12 protein-coding genes are annotated in these 18531 nt (G+C 36.7%); 7 read left to right on the plus strand and 5 right to left on the minus strand.

The features are described 5' to 3' along the window. The first annotated feature begins 59 nt into the window (after nucleotides 1–59). The 5 genes from AC3RVG_RS09920 (at nucleotide 60) to AC3RVG_RS09940 (ending at nucleotide 8607) form a co-directional block, all read left to right on the plus strand. On the plus strand, nucleotides 60–2372 hold the full coding sequence (locus tag AC3RVG_RS09920; protein ID WP_489691308.1) for a T9SS type A sorting domain-containing protein: 2313 nt from the start codon (nucleotides 60–62) through the stop codon (nucleotides 2370–2372). A 24-nt stretch (nucleotides 2373–2396) separates the two neighbouring features. Next, nucleotides 2397–3884: a T9SS type A sorting domain-containing protein gene (locus AC3RVG_RS09925; RefSeq protein WP_489691309.1), complete on the plus strand. Its 1488-nt coding sequence runs from the start codon at nucleotides 2397–2399 to the stop codon at nucleotides 3882–3884. A gap of 238 nt (nucleotides 3885–4122) precedes the next feature. After that, nucleotides 4123–4899 (plus strand): DUF1206 domain-containing protein, encoded by a 777-nt coding sequence (locus AC3RVG_RS09930; RefSeq protein ID WP_489691310.1) that lies wholly within the window; start codon nucleotides 4123–4125, stop codon nucleotides 4897–4899. Between the two features lie 155 nt (nucleotides 4900–5054). Beyond that, nucleotides 5055–7031, plus strand: a complete 1977-nt coding sequence (locus tag AC3RVG_RS09935; RefSeq protein ID WP_489691311.1) for a heavy metal translocating P-type ATPase — start codon at nucleotides 5055–5057, stop codon at nucleotides 7029–7031. 715 nt (nucleotides 7032–7746) lie between these two features. After that, a complete protein-coding gene (locus AC3RVG_RS09940) occupies nucleotides 7747–8607 on the plus strand; it encodes an OmpA/MotB family protein (RefSeq protein ID WP_489691312.1) in 861 nt (286 codons plus the stop codon). A gap of 398 nt (nucleotides 8608–9005) precedes the next feature. Here the strand turns inward: AC3RVG_RS09940 and AC3RVG_RS09945 are convergent, their stop codons facing one another. The 5 genes from AC3RVG_RS09945 to AC3RVG_RS09965 form a co-directional block, all read right to left on the minus strand. After that, nucleotides 9006–12143 carry a DUF3427 domain-containing protein gene (locus AC3RVG_RS09945; RefSeq protein WP_489691313.1) on the minus strand — a complete coding sequence of 1046 codons (3138 nt, stop codon included), beginning with the start codon at nucleotides 12141–12143 and terminating at the stop codon, nucleotides 9006–9008. Next, nucleotides 12140–12526, minus strand: coding sequence for a (deoxy)nucleoside triphosphate pyrophosphohydrolase (locus tag AC3RVG_RS09950; RefSeq protein ID WP_489691314.1), 387 nt, complete (start codon nucleotides 12524–12526; stop codon nucleotides 12140–12142). Before AC3RVG_RS09950 ends, AC3RVG_RS09945 begins: the two co-directional genes overlap by 4 nt. A gap of 282 nt (nucleotides 12527–12808) precedes the next feature. Next, nucleotides 12809–13042 carry a Kazal-type serine protease inhibitor domain-containing protein gene (locus tag AC3RVG_RS09955; RefSeq protein ID WP_489691315.1) on the minus strand — a complete coding sequence of 78 codons (234 nt, stop codon included), beginning with the start codon at nucleotides 13040–13042 and terminating at the stop codon, nucleotides 12809–12811. Between the two features lie 146 nt (nucleotides 13043–13188). Then, nucleotides 13189–14136, minus strand: a complete 948-nt coding sequence (locus AC3RVG_RS09960) for a DUF4382 domain-containing protein (RefSeq protein ID WP_489691316.1) — start codon at nucleotides 14134–14136, stop codon at nucleotides 13189–13191. A 315-nt stretch (nucleotides 14137–14451) separates the two neighbouring features. Further along, nucleotides 14452–14922 (minus strand): SRPBCC family protein, encoded by a 471-nt coding sequence (locus AC3RVG_RS09965; RefSeq protein WP_489691317.1) that lies wholly within the window; start codon nucleotides 14920–14922, stop codon nucleotides 14452–14454. 165 nt (nucleotides 14923–15087) lie between these two features. Here AC3RVG_RS09965 and AC3RVG_RS09970 point away from each other — a divergent pair, with 165 nt between their 5' ends. Next, a complete protein-coding gene (locus AC3RVG_RS09970; protein ID WP_489691318.1) occupies nucleotides 15088–15600 on the plus strand; it encodes an inorganic diphosphatase in 513 nt (170 codons plus the stop codon). A 184-nt stretch (nucleotides 15601–15784) separates the two neighbouring features. Then, a complete protein-coding gene (locus AC3RVG_RS09975; protein WP_489691319.1) occupies nucleotides 15785–18289 on the plus strand; it encodes a sodium-translocating pyrophosphatase in 2505 nt (834 codons plus the stop codon). The last annotated feature ends 242 nt before the right edge of the window (nucleotides 18290–18531 follow it).

Genomic DNA, 18531 nt, shown 5'->3' on the forward strand with positions numbered 1-18531 from the left:
TTATAAGGCTTCACCGCACTTACATTCTATTTTTACGGCATAACTAAAAACACTCAAGTATGAAAAGGACTTTTATTTTTATTACATTTCTTTTAGTAACATTTTTTCACAATACGTATGCGCAATTAAGTTATGAATCAAATGAAGAATATGGGCAAATCTATGATGTGCTTTTTGATGCTACTATAGAAGGTACACTTTACGCCCGAACAGTAGGAAACCATATTATTAAATCTGAAGACGATGGCGATAGTTGGACAGTGCTTTACAGCGATTCAATGGAAGTATATGCAGTATTAAGAAATATGCGTCTTATTAATAATAACGAAAACCTAAGTTTTATTGTAAAAGCCGAAGGTACAGAATATAATAAGGTTGTAATTATAGACCTTAACGATGGTTCGGTTATAAAAGAATATAATGTGCCAAATGGTTTTGAATCTGATATACTTATTCAAAGTTATGATATCTACGAAGCAGACAATAACATAGCACTTTTACACACTACTTACACTTTGGGTAATGGTTTTACTAATGAAGTTTTTAAAACTACAGATGGCGGTGTTACCTGGTTTAGCATCTATTTTAGCCCTGTTCACGGCGATGTTGCAATAAATAACGTGGCTATTTCTCCTATTAATCCAGAGAACTTTTTCTTAATGCGAGGTGGAGGCCCAGGTAGAGATATGGGTGGCCTTTTTGTAAGCCTTGATGGCGGATCTACTTGGGACGAAAAACTTCCAGGAAATACATACAGCGCTATAGCATTTAACCCTACCGATAGTAACGATATTTTCTTAGGAACATTCTACGGATACGGTAGCCATAGAGAAGGTTTATACCGCTCACTAGATGGTGGCGATACTTGGAACGAAGTGGTAATTAGCTATACTAGCATGTCTAACGACCATATTAATACAATACAATTCAACCCACAGAATACCGATAACATTGTTGTTCTTGAAGAAAACGAAATAATTACAACCAACGATAATGGACTAACTTGGAGTAATCAAGTGTATACTGATGTTGATCCAGCCGAATATTACTACGGACTTTCAGTTTCATTTAATCCTTTTCAAGCAGACGATCTTATTATTGCTGCAGATTTTTACCCGTTCCGCTCTGCAGATGGGGGTGTAACACTACAAAAGTTAAATAGCCCAATGGTTAATGGTACAGGGCGTATAGATTCTTATGCTGGCGATTCAGAAAGTCATCTTTACTACGGTCTTAGAAATGGTTTTATTCACAGAGATTTAGCGACTAATACCGAAACAGGTCACCGCATGCGCGATTTAAACAATTCGTTTGGATCAACTACTTTTCCACACGCCGATAAAGTAGTGGCAGGTAGAAATTTTAACAGCGGAAGGTTTGGAATGGATTCAGTTTTAGAAATGAGTTTAGACCACGGTGCATCATACACTCCTATTTACACTACTATGATGTTTATAAACATCTACGCTATGGCAACAGACCCAGTAAACACAAACATTGTTTGGTTTTCTTTTGGGGAAGCTTTGTTTAAATTTGATGTTACTGACCCTACGGCTCCTGTTTTTGAAGAGGTTGCATTGCCTACCTCAGATTTACTCTACGGAATAATTATAGACCCAGCAGATCCAGACCGTATTACAATTACACAGGGTGTAAATGTATATATTACTAACGATGGCGGTACAACTTGGGAAGATCCTTCTACTGGCTTAGAAGTTTTAGTAGATAGAGACGATATGATCTTTAGTGCTTCCGTTAATCCTTTAAATGCAGATGAATACTTGATTTCAACTACGCAAGGAATCTTTGCTTCGGAAGATAAAGGTGCAACTTGGACTCAAATTTTTGATGAGCAAGTAGATAGAGCTTACTATTCTAGCGAAAACGAAGATCAAATTGTGGCAATTACACATTATTCAGACGGATGGTTATACCCTAAAGCAGATGCGCGAATTGTTTACTCTTTCGATAATGGTGCAAACTGGGAAGAAATTTCTGCCGAAGCACTTGGTTACTTAAACACAGCTAGTTCTACCATTCAATTTGTAGATGATAGCGCAGATGTGTATTTTGGAACCTTCGACCTCGGATTGGTAAAATATTCCATAGACCTTTTTGTACTTGGAACATCAAACAATGTAGCGACTTCAGAAATAGCAGTTTTCCCAAATCCGGCTAATGATAGCTTTAGCGTAATTGCTTCAAATAAAAATATTGAAAGTGTAACGATTTATAATGTTACAGGTCAATTAGTAATGGCTACTACTTCTCAGCTTGAAAATATCGATATTTCTCAACTATCTAGCGGAATGCACTTGGTGAAAATTAATACTGATAAGAGAACCTATTTCAAACGTCTACTAAAATTATAATCTAACAGTTTTAAAGTAATTAATATGAAATCAATTAATAGAATCAAACAATTAACCCTTTTAAGCTGCTTATTATTCGGAGCAGTGGCGACGGCACAATTCTCACAAACATCAAAAATTGTAAGTGAAAATAGAGAAGGTAGAGCAGAATTTGGAACAGCTGTGGCGCTCTCAGACAATTTTGCCATAGTAGGCACATCACGCGAAACCTCAGCATCTGGTGCTGCCTATATTTACGCCAAAAACAGTCAAGGAACTTGGGACTTCTCCCAGAGATTGGTGGCAGATGATCCCAATCCCGGCGCCGAATATGGTGGTGGTGCAAAATTTGGTGACGATTATGCTGTGGTAGCAGCCGGAAGAGCAGATGTAGGAGGTGTAATAAGAGCTGGAGCCCTATATGTTTATGATTATCAAAATAATACTTGGGAATTCGATACGAAAATAGTAGCCTCAGATCTAAGTGGTGATGCAAAATTAGGAATGAATCCAACATCCTTAGATGTACAAGGTAATACCATTATAGCAGGAGCTCCAGGAGAAGACTCTTGGACTGGCTCTGTATATGTATTCACCAAAGTAAATGGAGTATGGGAAGAAACTCAAAAAATTATGAGTCCAGACCCTCTAGCAAATGATATTTTTGGAATAGGAGTTTCGATTTCAGGAGATCAATTGTTAATAGGGGCACAAGGCGTTAACGAAAGAAGGGGAGCAGCATATTTATATACTAAAAACGCTGGCGGTGTTTGGGAATACAACCAAACAATTATTGCTTCAAATGGAGAAGTTGATGATTACTTTGGGAATTCAGCAACTATCGAAGATGATAAAATAGTAGTTGGATCTTACGGCGCCAACTTGGAAATTGGGACAGCTTATATCTTTGAAAAAAATACTCAAGGCATTTTTGAAGAAGTTCAAATTTTAAATGCTAATCCATCAACAGACAGAGTGCAATTTGGATGGGCCACAGCTATAAATCAAGATTATATTGCTATAACAGCTCCTCATATTTACGGCAGTGAAGTAGGCGAAGTATACTTTTATAAAAAAGATGCCTCAGGAATGTGGGTAGAAGATCAAATAATACAAGGTGATGATACTGCAGCTGAAGATTTTTATGGTTGGAGTATTGCAATGAACGGTCCCGAAATGATTGTAGGAGCACCTAGAGAAGACCACGATGCTAGTGGTACTAATGAAATGGGTGATGCTGGCTCAGCATATATTTTTAAAGACCCAAATATATTAGGAGTTACAGATTATAATGTTGCAAACAACATTAGTTTATACCCAAATCCAGTTCAAAATAACTTTACGGTACAAAGTAATAAAGCTATGAGTAGCATTCAAGTTTACGGCATTAGCGGCTCGTTACTAAAAGAAGTGCTTTCTGTAAATACAAACACTTCCGAATTAAATATTTCCAACCTTTCAAACGGAATATATTTCGTGAATGTAGTTTTTGAAGATGGTTCTAAAACTGTGCAGAAACTAGTTAAACAATAGGTTAGCTTATAATAAAAACGCTACAATTCTTTTAAAAAAAGGTCGAAGCAACACTATGCTTTGGCCTTTTTTTTATTCTTCAGCAATCAATTTAATCTCCAAAATGCCAAGGAATGAATTTTAGTTTATCATTACTTCACCACTCATAATTCATCCCTCGCCGCACTAAAATTTTCAAAAATATCTTCCCACTAATACTATCTTTGCCCACAGATTTTAAAAAACCAAAAACGTCTCCGTGAATAAATCTTTTAAAGTTGCCGCTATTGTTGGTTTCGTTTCCAAGGGATTAATCTACTTGGTAATTGGCACGCTCTCCCTTTTAGCAGCTTTAAATATGGGCGGTGAAAGCTCAGGTACAAACCAAGCGCTCCGATTTTTAAAAAAACAACCCTTTGGGCGAGTGTTATTATTGCTGTTAGGCAGCGGTTTGTTGTGTTACTCTTTTTGGATGTTTGTACAAAGTATTAAAGATCCGGAGAATATTGGCTCCGGCCGAAAAGCAAAATTGCGTCGTTTCGGACTTTTTACAACTGGTTTGGTTTATGTGGTAATAGCTTTTCTGTGCTTTTACCATTTATTTACCTATCCCGTTGATAATGGTTCGAATTCTAGATATTTAGATTTTGTGGGCCCTATTACATTGTCCTATCTTTTTATAGCCATTGGCATTATCCTCGCTTTACAAGCTGTGGTGCTAATTTTAGGGGTTATAAGAGGTGGTCTCTTAGATCAATTTAATTTAGAAGGTCGAAAAGGTTCCGCATTTATTAGGGTAGTTGGGCAGTTTGGTTTTTATGCCCGTGCTTTTGTGGTAGCCATAATTGCCTATTTCTTTCTTCATGCTGGTATCTATACCGGTAATAATGATATAAAAGGCATACAAGACGCTTTTGCCTTTTTAGATCGATCTACATTTGGAAGGATTTTAATGGCGGTTACAGCAATAGGCTTTATATCCTATGGAGCCTTTTTTGTTTTTCTTACACGGTTTCGGAGTTTTAAGGGGGAGTGATTTTTTTTTGAAATCTGAAAGCCCAATAACTTCTGTTAAACCAATCATAATGATATAAATGAAGCGGTAGCGGTAGTCGAATTTTTTGTAAGTTTAGAATTGACAGAATTATCCCTAAAAAAAATAAAAGCTGAAATATTATCTAACTAAAATAGATGAGTAAGAAAAAGACAAACCTTCGCGATATCGATATCAAAAAGCATTCGGGACAGCACACTCACAATGACGGCCATTCGCACGCTAAGGCTGCGAATTTCAAATTATATCTTCCTGCTATCTTCAGTTTTATACTGTTGATTGTTGGAATTGCGATGGATTACTTCGAAGTGATATTTTTTAAAGATTGGATACGTATTGTTTGGTATTCAGTGGCATATCTTCCCGTAGGTTTTCCTGTGATTCAAGAAGGTTGGAAAAGCATTAATAAAGGCGATTTCTTCACAGAATTTCTATTAATGTCCATCGCTACAGTGGGTGCGTTTGCCATTGGGCAATATCCAGAAGGTGTGGCAGTAATGTTGTTTTATGCCGTGGGTGAACTTTTTCAAAGTGCCGCGGTAAAAAAGGCAAAAGGAAATATAAAAGCTTTGCTAGATGTAAGGCCGAATGAAGCCTTGGTATTTCGAAATAACAATTTTATTTCAGTAAACCCAGAATCGGTTGCCATTGGCGAAAAAGTGCAAGTGCGTGTGGGCGAGAAAATACCTTTGGACGGTGTTTTAATTTCTGAAAAAGGATCCTTCAACACAGCGGCATTAACGGGCGAAAGCAAACCAGATACCATTGCAAAAGGCGGAAAAGTCTTTGCCGGAAGCATCAATCTAGATGGAGTAATTGAAATTGAAACCACCAAAGAATTCAAAGATAGTTCCATCGCTCGAATTTTAAATATGGTGCAAAATGCTACGGCGCGCAAATCCAAAACCGAATTGTTTATTCGAAAATTTGCTAGGGTTTACACCCCCATTGTTGTTTTTCTCGCCATTGGCCTCACCTTGTTGCCTTACTTTTTTGTAGCAGATTATGTGTTTCAGGATTGGTTGTACAGAGCCCTTATTTTCTTGGTTATTTCCTGTCCCTGTGCTTTAGTAATTTCAATTCCCTTAGGCTATTTCGGAGGCTTGGGCGCAGCTTCAAAAAATGGAATTCTATTTAAAGGTGCTTCCTTTTTAGATGAAATGACCAAAGTAACTACCGTAGTAATGGATAAAACCGGCACGGTGACTAAGGGTGTTTTCAAAATAAAGGAGATAAAATCTGTAGGCACAAGCGAAGCCGAGATGCCTGTATCGAGCGAAGTCGAGATAATGAAATACCTCATGGCAATGGAAGGGCAATCCACTCATCCCATCGCCAAAGCCATTATGGAATACAAAATCGATGGCAATACTTATAAAGCTTCAAACGTATCTGAAATTGCTGGTAAAGGATTGAAAGGAACGGTAAATGGGAAAACCGTTTTGGTTGGAAACAAAGCATTGCTGACTTCAAACAACATCGAAGTTCCGACAGAAACAAATACTATTGTGGAATCCATCGTTATGATTGCCATTGAAGATAAATTCGCTGGTTATGTAATTATTGCAGATGAATTAAAAGATGATGCACACCAAGCTATCAAGCAAATCCGTGATGCAGGCATTTCAAAAATAATAATGCTCTCTGGCGATAAAGATTCCATAACACAGCAAGTTGCAGCAGAATTGGGAGTGGATTGGGCTAAAGGAGGAATGCTCCCCGAAGATAAATTAGATGAGGTTGAAAAACTGATGTCTGAAAATAAAAATAAAGTTGCTTTTATTGGCGATGGCATTAATGATGCGCCAGTTTTAGCTGCCAGCGATGTAGGTATTGCCATGGGCGGTTTAGGTAGCGATGTTGCCATTGAAACGGCAGACGTTATCATCCAAACCGATCAACCAAGCAAGATTGCAAAAGCAATAAAAATAGGTCGCTCTACACGCCACATCGTTTGGCAGAATATCGCCCTTGCTTTTGGCGTAAAAGCTGTAGTGCTAATTTTAGGCGCCGTAGGACTAGCCACAATGTGGGAAGCCGTATTTGCTGACGTAGGTGTAGCCCTACTAGCCATCTTAAACGCAGTCCGCCTACAAAAAATGACCTGGAATTAACCCTCAAAACTCATAATTCAAACCTCGTTCATTCGTTCGTCCCTCGTCGCTCAAAAGTCGTTCTAACCACGCTTTCAATCCTTTTTGTTGTGGTGGGTGTAAATCGAGGCGTTGTTTCTCCACCTTTAACGTACAAGTTTTCATGTTATCGTATACAAAAGCACCATCGCTTTAGCAACTGCTTATATTTCCCTTTGGGGGGCGGAAAAGGGGGTGAAAAAGGCACTACGACAACCGATCCTGGAAATAGCTGATTATAAATAAAACCAAAAACAAGATAACTGTGGCAACAAATATATTTCCTACACCCATAACAAAACGTTTTTAAAGATTTAAAAAAGTAAAGATAAATAAATAGGCGGAAATGGAAAGTGTCGCGGATTTAAAAAGCAAAGTATCAGTAACACACTAACATAAGACAAGGAAACGACTGTATCGGTGTAGTGGATGATGGTGAATGTAAATTGAAGTGGGAGATGCGAGCGATGAAATACGAAGGTAGAGTAAAGCTTAATAGCTACGGAATAGCTTTGCAAAATGCAGCAAAATAGAAACTTTATCCTCGGCTCTGCTCAGAGCGGGTAAAAGCGTTCCAGTGGGGGAGTTTTTTCACTTCTTAAAGATAAACTCCTGTTAAGTGTAAGAGCTATGAACCTTAGTTTAATTATATTGTAAATGAATATTATTAAACAACCAAAAGTAACACCTAAAAATCATGAAAAAACTCCTCATTCTAGTACTTTGTACAAGTTTTGTTTTTACTTCCTGTGTAACAAAAAAGCAGTATTTAGAACTTGAAACTAAACAAAAAAACACTCAAGATTTATTGAACACAGCTACGGTTAAGCTTAATGACTGTCTTGCAGATAGGGCTGTAGCTATGGCTCGCGCCCAGGAACTTGAAGGACGTTTAGCCGATATGAAAAAAACAAATTCCGACCTCATTCAAAGCTCCAAAGATCTAACCATGTTAACTTCAAAAGGAGCTACGAATTTAGAAAAATCATTGGAAAGCTTAAAAGAAAAAGATCTCAAAATCACTCGTTTGCAAGATGCCGTGAGCAAAAAGGACAGTGTTACCCTTGCCCTTGTTATGAGCCTTAAGCGTGAAGTGGGTATGAACGATCCCGATATTGAAATAAATGTTGAAAAAGGAGTAGTATATATATCACTTTCCGACAAAGTACTGTTTAAAAGTGGAAGCTATCAAATTTCAAACAGAGCAACTGAAATCTTAGGCAAAGTTGCTAAAGTAATTAACGGTAAACCTAATTTTGAGGCAATGGTAGAAGGGCATACAGATAATGTGCCTTATAGCAATGGCTTGTTAATAGACAATTGGGATTTGAGTGTAAAAAGAGCCACCGCCATTGTGAGGGAACTTCAAAACTTGGGTGTGGAGCCTTCTAGATTAGTTGCTGCTGGTCGTGCAGATTACGTGTCATTAGTGCCAAATGATACTGCAGAAAATAGAGCAACCAATAGACGTACGCGTATTTTAATACTTCCAAAAATCGATCAATTTTATGATATGATTGAAAAAGAAATGAAAAATCTTGAAGCTGGAGGTAACTAAGTTGCCCTAGTTTAAAGTTTATAATATAAGACCCAGCGCTAAAGGCTGGGTTTTTTATTAGGCGCTATCTAAGATCTTAACAAATTTTAGCTTCGCTTGGTTTGCTAAAATTCATTCAGTCACTTTATTATTTCGAATACAATAGTAGGGAAAGAGGGCTCCTGGTATTCAGTTGAGAGACGGAAGGGGTAGAATTCCAACAATGCAGCAATTCAACATTCCAACAATGAATGTTATTTTTGCTGAGTTAAACTGTTATCGATTAAAACTGCTCAATGTCACCGTGTAAAAAATATATACTTTTTGGGCATTTTATGTTTTGCTTACTTGGTTTTGGAGGTTTGAGGGGGGATAAATTTTTGTAAGAATATTTCTTTGCACGAAAATGCTAAAGCTAATTATATTGACATTTTAGCAGAAACATTCCATAAATACTGAGGCATTGGTTCATTTAAAGCCCAATTTATACTCATAGGTTTAGATCCATAATAATCCTCAATGTTTCCTTCTCCTATAAAAACATATCCCATTGTATTCCCAAATTCATCTTTTGCTTTTTCTCTGGCAAAGAGTAAAATCTTTTTATCCAAATTCTGATGATTAATATATGTCAAACCTTTACCGTGGTCTGAGCGTGTTTGATTTTGAGACTGCCAATGAAAGAGTGTTTCACTAATTGCATAGTCATTGTACATAGTTGTTGGAGAAAAGTCTTCTTCTGATTTGATTAGGTCAATGAAAAGAATTTCTGTATTCAGAGCCTTGTTTTCGGCCACACCTTCTCGGTTGGATGACTTTTTATAAAAAGTACTTAACCCGAAAGCCACCAATATTTGATCGCGAGTATAGCGTGCATGGACCTTCAAGGGTTGTTTATACGGAAGATCGATGTCTATTTCTTTAAAACTAATTTCATCGATTAGAATTTCTAAAACCTCAATCATTTCATCAACAAGGACTGTATTTTTTCCAATTGCTTGTATGCTATTCTCTAAAGAGTTAAACTCTTTTGCATCTTGCCAGACATCATAGTGCAGCATAAGAAGCATGGTCTTTTTCTCTTCATCGAATGATTTAAATTTCGGATCAAATCTCTGTTTTGCAATATTTAAAATAAACTGCAAATAACTTGTAGAATTAGTGGACAGCCATTTTTTTAAAATGGTTGAAACAATTTCTTTTTCGTTCTTGCTTTCGAAGTCGTCGTGCTTACCTGCCAATTGAAGTAGTCTTTTCCAACTTCCTCTTTTGTAAATCGCTTGTAAACTAATATTATTGAAAGAAAGGAAATTGGCTAGTGTAAGGGGTAAAGTGGTTTGGTGTTCAAAATTTTGAATTTTTTGAATCAGCTGTCTTTTATTAACTGTTGTTGCCGCAATAATATTTTCAAGAATACTTTGTTTGGCTTTTTGTTCAAGCACAATTGAACATCCTAATGGCAAGTGTGGAAAATTGTCTTCAATTTCTTTTTGAACAGGAGTAATTGTTTTACCAATTAATGCCCTGAATTTATTTTCAAAATTATATTCAGGTCTTGCATTAGCCACGAAATCCAATACAGTTAAACATTCTTTGCCTTCAGATAACCTAAGTCCTCTTCCTAATTGTTGTAGGAATACCGTTAGACTTTCTGTTGGTCTCAAAAACAAAACTGTGTCAATTTCAGGGATGTCGACTCCTTCATTAAATATATCCACAATAAATAGATAGTTGATTTCCTTATTTCGTAGTCTTCTCCTTACCTCTTCTCTTTCCCTTGAGTTTTCACTGGTTAAATAATGCGCTTTTAAATTGGCTAATGTGAACTTTTCGGCCATATATTTGGCATGCTCAATAGTTACACAGAAACCCAGTGCTCTAACATCGTTTATGTCTCTTAGATATTTATTAACGTTGTTTAGTATTTCACTAACACGTCTGTCATTTGCTAAATACAATTTCGTTAATTCACTTGGTACATATCTTCCATTTTGCCAACTAACCTTGGACAAATCCATACTATCTGAAATTCCGAAATATTGAAATGGACATAAAAGCTTTCTGTTTAAGGCTTCTGGTAACCTTATTTCTGCTGCAATTCTATCACAAAAATCGTCGAGAATGTTTTCATTATCCATTCTCTCTGGAGTAGCAGTTAAGCCTAAAAGAATTGTTGGTTTAAAATGATTGAGAATTGGTCGATAACTTGAAGCTGAAATATGATGAACTTCATCTACAATTATAAAATCATAATACGAAGGACTTAAGGAAAGTTGATCAATTTTATTTCTTAAAGTCTGAACAGACGCAAAAACAAAATCGAATTTATCGGGCTCCATTCCATCTACCCATAATTCACCAAAATTATTGTCTTTTAATACACCTTGAAATGTTGACCTGGCCTGAATAAGAATTTCCTTTCTGTGTGCTACATATAGAAGTTTGGCTGTTTTATTTTCCTGTTTAAATCTTTTATAATCGAAAGCCGAAATAACTGTTTTTCCAGTTCCTGTGGCTGCGACCAATAAATTTTTATGTCTATTGTGAACACTGCGTTCCACTTCCAACCGTTCCAATATTTCCTTTTGATAGGGGTAAGGTTTCAAGTCAAAATAAGCCAAGTTATTAAAACTTTGTTGTGGCATTTTCCCTAACCTAAGTGAAGATATGAGTTTTTCAGAATGTGTTTCGTCATTAAACAATTCAAATTCATCGTTTTGCCAATAAACGTCAAATGTTTTCTGAAACTTATCAATTATATGGCTTACTTCCTTTGTAGTAATTTTCAGATTCCATTCCAAACCGTCTGTTAATGCAGTGCGTGAAAAATTTGAGGAACCAATATATCCAGTGTGAAATCCTGTATTTCGGTAGAAGAAATATGCTTTGGCATGCAATCTTTCGTTTCCAGTATTGTAGGATATTTTGACTTCTGTATTTGGTAATTTGGATAGTAATTGAATTGCTTTGTAATCCGAAGCACCCATATAGGTAGTTGTAATGACCCTTAATTCACCGCCTCTTTCTGTGAATTCTCGTAATTCCCTTTCAAGGATTATTATTCCTTTCCATTTTATAAAAGACACTAATAAATCAACTCTATTTGAAGAAAGAATCTCTTTTTTTAATTCGCTTTCTAAAGAAAGACCGACGTTCCCGCCTGTAAATAATTCACTATGGGTTAACCTGGTATAAGGGGTGATTTCTTTTAAATGCAATTCCAAGTCGGAAAAGTGTGCATCAGTTTTTTCAAAAACAGCTTTAAGAATTCTTCCTTCTACTTCAACAAGGTCCCCTTCAATTAGGTTATTGTCAATCTCGTCTTTTAAAATTCGAATAATTTTGTTTGCAATTTTAATTTGATTTTCAATTGCGTGTTCACCCTTGATTAAAGAAAGCGCATAACCAATTGTACTATTAAGATGCTTGGATAAAATCTGAGAAGCCTCTTCTTTGTCAATCTTAGATTCTTTAATGAAGTATTTATTTGTCTCAAGACCATCAAGTTTGGAAGCGACCAACTTGGTTATTAATTGTTCGTATATACCTTCAGTCATTGTACAAGTGATTTTAAATCCTGAATAAAAGGAATGTCAGCTTCTGCTAAATCATAATCCATCAAGTTCTCAAAGTCGACAAATTTGAAGTCTTTATGTTCTAAAAGAGCAATTTCGCCTGAAATATAATCGCATAAGTAGGCAATTAAATTTATTTTGAATGAACCGTAGTCGTGGATGTTAGAAGAAATTCTTTTTATAGGAAGTATTTCGATATTTAATTCTTCTTTGATTTCTCTCGTTATTGCCTGCACTTCATTTTCCCATTTATTTAGCTTGCCGCCTGGAAACTCCCATTTTAAAGGCAACTTCATTTTATCACTTCGTTGAGCGATTAATATTTTATTCTCTTTCAGAATTACTGCACAAACTACTTGAATCATTTATATATGGCTCTGTTACTTTTATACGTTTATATTCTAAATTTTTTTTAGATTCACGGAATTCGTGTCATATAAAACCTGTTTAACTAATTAGGCGGGGAGAAAATTGATGCGCATCCAAAGAGAAATATCAGTTCAGGATTTGTATCGAAGGACTAAACTAAATGAATTTTAAGGAATCAACAAACATTTTCAGGGTAATAAATAACCGACAACATTGGATGTGTTATCGCCTAATGAAAATAGTTTTTTTAAGAAATATAGAATATTTTTAAAACCCTATTACTTCCCACATTCCCCATCAGCCCAAGAAGTAAGTCCAGCGCGATCTGCAGCGCAAGGGTTGGAGTAAGTTTTGCCATCGCAACCGCAAACAGGGTTGTATTCCATGGTGCAGGGGCCATCGCTAATTTTGGTTTTATCTATGCAGGCCAAAGTTTTTCCTGCGCCGCAAGACGATAATGATAGCGTAGCGATAAATAGGAGGGATGCGATAAAAGAAAATCTTGTTTTCATAATTTGAAGTTATATGTAAGCTAAAATACTTCAAATATGTATTCACTTTAGTGAACAGTGTAAAAAAAGTCAAGTTAATTCAGAACTTTATAAAATAAAAAAACCTCCCCAAAAGGGAGGTTTTTATGTTAGTTAGTTAACGCTTACTATAATTCAATTATGGCAAGCAACAATACTTGAAGAGATACTTCAGTATTAGCTGAAACTATCACATTCATTAGGTCTAAACCTAAGTTGCCTTCTGCTTCAATCATACCAGTAAACTCAAATACACCGTCGTTGTTAGTGTCTTCATAAGATGCAAAGTGAACTTCGTATGCGCCTTCATTTAGAAAGTAAAGACCAAATTGATTGTTTCCGCCACTAGCAACACTACTTGTTACTGCATTAGAAAAACGAACCCCGGCAGCGTTTTCATCTTGCTCACTAGCGCTAAAGCTACCTTGCGTATATGCGTAAGCAACGGTTTTAATTTCGCTGTTACCAGTGTTATTTGCAGCTGTTCCGGTAATTGTACCAACGTCTAGCTTGTTTACAACACGAATGCTGCTTTCAAGTTGGGTTTGTGCAGCAAATTTGTAACCTGTACTTCCTGAAGCTGCAACAATAGATTTACGCAAATCGAAATCTATTACAACTTGGTTAGAAGTGCTAGCAGTAATGTCGAAACTACTGTTCACGTTAATAGTGTTGTTTTCAGCAGTTAATTCAACTTTCTCGTTGCTTGCAGTTAGCACGTAATTAGCTGGGGAATTACCAGATGCATCACTTTCATCGTCTAATACTAAAGTTACCTGATTGTAAGTGTTGGCAGCCAAATCGATATCACCCAATAATTGAGTTTCACCGTTTTGAAGTGCTTTTAAGTCAACTGTAGTTTTAGTGAAACCATTAACGCTAACGCCGTTAAGCTTTACGTCTGCAATGGTTACAAAAACACCTTGAACCTCTGCGTTATCTATAGGACCATCGGTAATATATACCTTGGTATTATAGGTTTCTTGGTTGGTGTCTCCATCGTCTTCACTACAAGATGCGAATCCTACTATTACTAATAGAGCGAGCATCGATTTTAAAATTACGTTTGTTTTCATAGTTTGTTTTAAATTTTGTTGCTATTAATTTAGGTTTGTAAGCACGTGGCAAGGCCGTTACCACACTGCAATATTAGCGCACGATTGTTGTTTTTATTGCAGCTGTTAACGCTTCTTAACTTTTTTTGGGAAATCTAAAACGAGTGGATTTTTTTTAAATTTATTTGAAGAACGACTTCTGTAAATTTGTTGATTTACAAGGAGTTGCCTTAAAGCGAAAAATTAATTTTGAAGCGAAATTTGTAGTCTAAATCCTTCAAAAAATAACGAAACATTAACAGAAGTAGCAGCTGGCTTTTTAACAAATATAGGCTGTTATTTGTTGAGATAATCGAATAATGAGATGCTAAGAATATGCTCCCAACCCTCCTGAAAATTGCTTTTAACGAAGTCTTTTTCTTCTTTTGGGAAAGATTCTATGCCGCTGTGTGTGAGTTTCAAACGTGTTTTGGAACCTTCAGTGTATAGTTCAAAAGTTACAAAACTATTACCTGAATACCCATCGTATTGCCAAGAATGGGAGAGTTTCTGCAATGGGATTACTTGGGTTACTTCGCATTTATGCAGATATTGTTTATCTTCTGTGCCGCCCATAAATTGAAATTTAAAACCAAGCTCAGGCTTAAATTCTGCTAGCACAAAATACCATTGTGTCATTTCGTCGGCGTTGGTTATTGCATTCCAAACTTCAGAAATACTGGCATCATAAATTTGCTCTACACTTATTGGCTTTGGCTCCATGATGGTTTTTTTATTTCCTATAAAAATATTTAATTCTAGTATCAATCTGCTGTTTTTGATGATAATATTATGGGTTTGGCTATTATTCTTTTCATCTTTTAAATTTTAAAGCACGCCAATCTTAACAGTTGAAAAACCAAAGTGGTGCTTTCTATTTACAAAGAAAGCAGTACTTTTGCACCCTCAAAATAATAGTTTACAGAAAAGATCATGAACAAGACATTCGACGTACTAATCGAAATCCCAAAAGGGAGCCGTAATAAATACGAATACGATTTTAAATTAAAGAAAATCCGCTTTGACCGTATGCTTTTCAGCAGTATGATGTATCCAGCAGATTACGGGTTTATACCAGAAACATTAGCATTAGATGGCGATCCGTTAGACGTATTGGTTCTAGGTGGCGAACCTACTTTCCCAATGTGTGTAATGGAAGTGAAGCCAATTGGCGTATTCCACATGGCAGATGAAAAAGGACCAGATGAAAAAGTAATCTGTGTACCAATTTCAGATCCTATCTGGAGTAGCCTAAACGATTTAAGCGATATGAACCCGCACTTAGTTAGAGAAATTGAGCATTTCTTCCAAGTTTACAAAGATTTGGAAAAGAAAAAAGTTGACGTTGGTGGATGGGGAGACGCAAATGAAGCGGTGGAAATCTACAACCAATGTGTAAAACGCTACAAAGAAACACCTGAAGTTCAGGGACATTTTAGTATTTAATTAAAAGGCGTAAGACTATAGGACATAGGACGTAAGACTAATGTGGAATTCCTGTATTAGTCCTATGTCTTAAGTCTTACCGTCCTACGTCATTTTCAATAGTCATTTTACTGTTTCGTATCCCAAACCATTTCCCTATTTTAGCAATCGAAAATTTGACAACCAACCTTAATTAATAAATTTTATGGAATCAATGATGATTTATGCGCCAATTGTGATGGCGATATTAGGCCTAATCTTTATGGCTTTTAAACGCTCATGGGTATTAAAACAAAACCCAGGCGATGGTAAAATGAAAGAAATAAGCGACCACATTTATGAAGGCGCTTTAGCTTTTTTAAATGCTGAATACAGGTTACTTGCTGTTTTTGTTGTAATCGTGAGTGTTGCTTTGGCAATTGTATCATACGTTGTAGATACCACACATATACTAATAGTAGTTGCATTTATATTCGGTGCTATATTTTCTGCGCTTGCAGGTAATATGGGTATGAAAATAGCAACCAAAACAAACGTTCGTACTACACAAGCTGCAAAAACAAGTCTGCCAGATGCTTTAAAAGTATCTTTTGGTGGTGGTACAGTAATGGGTCTTGGTGTTGCAGGTCTTGCAGTATTAGGGTTAACAGCATTCTTTATCTTTTTCTTTCACTTCTTTATGGGTGGTGTTTGGACAAATACGACAGATATGACCATTGTTCTTGAAACATTAGCAGGATTCTCTCTTGGAGCTGAGTCTATTGCATTGTTCGCAAGAGTAGGTGGTGGTATTTACACAAAAGCTGCCGATGTTGGTGCTGACCTTGTAGGTAAAGTAGAAGCTGGAATTCCAGAAGATGATCCACGTAACCCTGCAACTATTGCAGATAACGTAGGTGATAACGTAGGTGATGTTGCAGGTATGGGTGCCGATTTATTTGGTAGTTATGTAGCAACAGTATTAGCAGCAATGGTTTTAGGAAACTACGTTATAAAAGATATGGGCGGTGCAATTGCCGATGGTTTTGGCGGAATAGGCCCAATTTTATTGCCAATGGCAATAGCGGGTGTAGGTATCGTTATTTCTATTATTGGTACCATGTTGGTGAAAATTAAAAGCAACGACGCAAAGGAAGCTCAGGTTATGGGCGCCTTAAATATTGGAAACTGGGTTTCTATAGTTCTTGTGGCAGTTTCTTGTTTTGCTCTTGTAAAATGGATGCTTCCAGAAACAATGAATATGAGTTTCTTCGGCGAAGGTCTTCAAGAAATTTCTTCAATGAGAGTGTTTTATGCCACTTTGGTTGGTTTAGTTGTAGGTGCCGGAATTTCATCGGTAACCGAATACTACACTGGTTTAGGTAAAAAACCAATCCTTAAAATAGTACAACAATCATCAACTGGTGCTGGAACTAACATTATTGCAGGTTTAGCAACAGGGATGATTTCTACATTCCCTTCAGTATTGCTTTTCGCAGGTGCTATATGGGCATCGTATGCATTCGCAGGCTTTTATGGTGTTGCGCTTGCAGCTTCTGCAATGATGGCAACAACTGCTATGCAACTTGCAATTGACGCTTTCGGACCTATTAGCGATAACGCTGGTGGTATTGCCGAAATGAGCGAGCAAGAACCAATCGTTCGTGAACGTACTGATATTTTAGACTCTGTTGGTAATACAACTGCTGCTACTGGTAAAGGTTTTGCTATCGCTTCAGCTGCATTAACTTCATTGGCACTTTTTGCTGCTTATGTAACCTTTACAGGAATTGATGGTATAAACATCTTTAAAGCGCCTGTTTTAGCAATGCTTTTTGTAGGTGGTATGATTCCGGTTGTATTCTCTGCATTAGCGATGAATGCCGTTGGTAAAGCTGCAATGCAAATGGTGAATGAAGTAAGAAGACAGTTCCGCGAGATTCCAGGAATTATGGAAGGTACGGGCAAACCAGAATACGATAAATGTGTAGCTATTTCAACGAAGGCTTCTTTAAGAGAAATGATGTTGCCAGGTATTTTAACTATTGGGTTTCCATTAGTTATTGCTTTCGTTCCTATGATTTTTGGAATGAACAATATGGCAATTGCTGAAATGTTGGGTGGTTATATGGCTGGTGTTACCGTAAGTGGTGTGCTTTGGGCTATTTTCCAAAACAACGCTGGTGGTGCTTGGGATAACGCTAAAAAATCTTTTGAAGCTGGTGTAATGATCGATGGCGAAATGACCTATAAAGGAAGCGAAGCTCACAAAGCTGCTGTAACTGGCGATACTGTTGGTGATCCTTTTAAAGATACTTCAGGTCCTTCTATGAACATTTTAATTAAACTTACTTGTTTAATTGGTTTAGTAATCGCTCCAATTCTTGGAAATCACGATGGCGCTGTTATGGCTGCAGAAACTTCTTCTGAAGAAGTTTACTTTATTGATGCCGAAGGAAACAAAACGATTTTAACCGAAAAGCAAATTCAATATATTGAAACTGGAAGTACGATAGTTGAAGGTGAAAACCTAAAAGACAAAACCGAAACTGTAGTTGAAATGTTGAAAAACGATAACAACGACCAGGTTACTGCAAATGTGACTATCACAAAAACGGTAAACGGTGTTGAAACCAAAGAAAACAGAACTTTTACTGGTACTGAAGAAGAAGTTCGTGCGCAATTAAAAGATGTGGACGGAATGAAAATTAAAATAAAAGATAAGGAATAAAGGGGAAACCCTAAATTCATTGATTTACTCAGACCCCAAAGGTTGAAACTTGTCCGCTGAAGCTTTTTCAGCGTAAGTGGAAAACCTTTGGGGTCTTGTCTTTAATCGGCTTATTAAAAACTATTTTCTTTATTCGGAACTCCGCGTCCTTTGCGCCTTTGCGGTGTACTTTTACTGGGAATGAAGGTGGATTCAAACTTGCAAACATCCAATGGTCGTGCCTTACGTCATAAGTCTTTCTT

The sequence above is a fragment of the Aequorivita sp. IT1282 genome (assembly GCF_058068205.1).

Coding starts and splice junctions, on each gene's coding strand:
- AC3RVG_RS09920 (WP_489691308.1), top strand. CDS start 60: ATGAAAAGGACTTTTATTTTTATTACATTTCTTTTAGTAACATTTTTT.
- AC3RVG_RS09925 (WP_489691309.1), top strand. CDS start 2,397: ATGAAATCAATTAATAGAATCAAACAATTAACCCTTTTAAGCTGCTTA.
- AC3RVG_RS09935 (WP_489691311.1), top strand. CDS start 5,055: ATGAGTAAGAAAAAGACAAACCTTCGCGATATCGATATCAAAAAGCAT.
- AC3RVG_RS09940 (WP_489691312.1), top strand. CDS start 7,747: ATGAAAAAACTCCTCATTCTAGTACTTTGTACAAGTTTTGTTTTTACT.
- AC3RVG_RS09945 (WP_489691313.1), bottom strand. CDS start 12,143: ATGACTGAAGGTATATACGAACAATTAATAACCAAGTTGGTCGCTTCC.
- AC3RVG_RS09950 (WP_489691314.1), bottom strand. CDS start 12,526: ATGATTCAAGTAGTTTGTGCAGTAATTCTGAAAGAGAATAAAATATTA.
- AC3RVG_RS09955 (WP_489691315.1), bottom strand. CDS start 13,042: ATGAAAACAAGATTTTCTTTTATCGCATCCCTCCTATTTATCGCTACG.
- AC3RVG_RS09960 (WP_489691316.1), bottom strand. CDS start 14,136: ATGAAAACAAACGTAATTTTAAAATCGATGCTCGCTCTATTAGTAATA.
- AC3RVG_RS09970 (WP_489691318.1), top strand. CDS start 15,088: ATGAACAAGACATTCGACGTACTAATCGAAATCCCAAAAGGGAGCCGT.
- AC3RVG_RS09975 (WP_489691319.1), top strand. CDS start 15,785: ATGGAATCAATGATGATTTATGCGCCAATTGTGATGGCGATATTAGGC.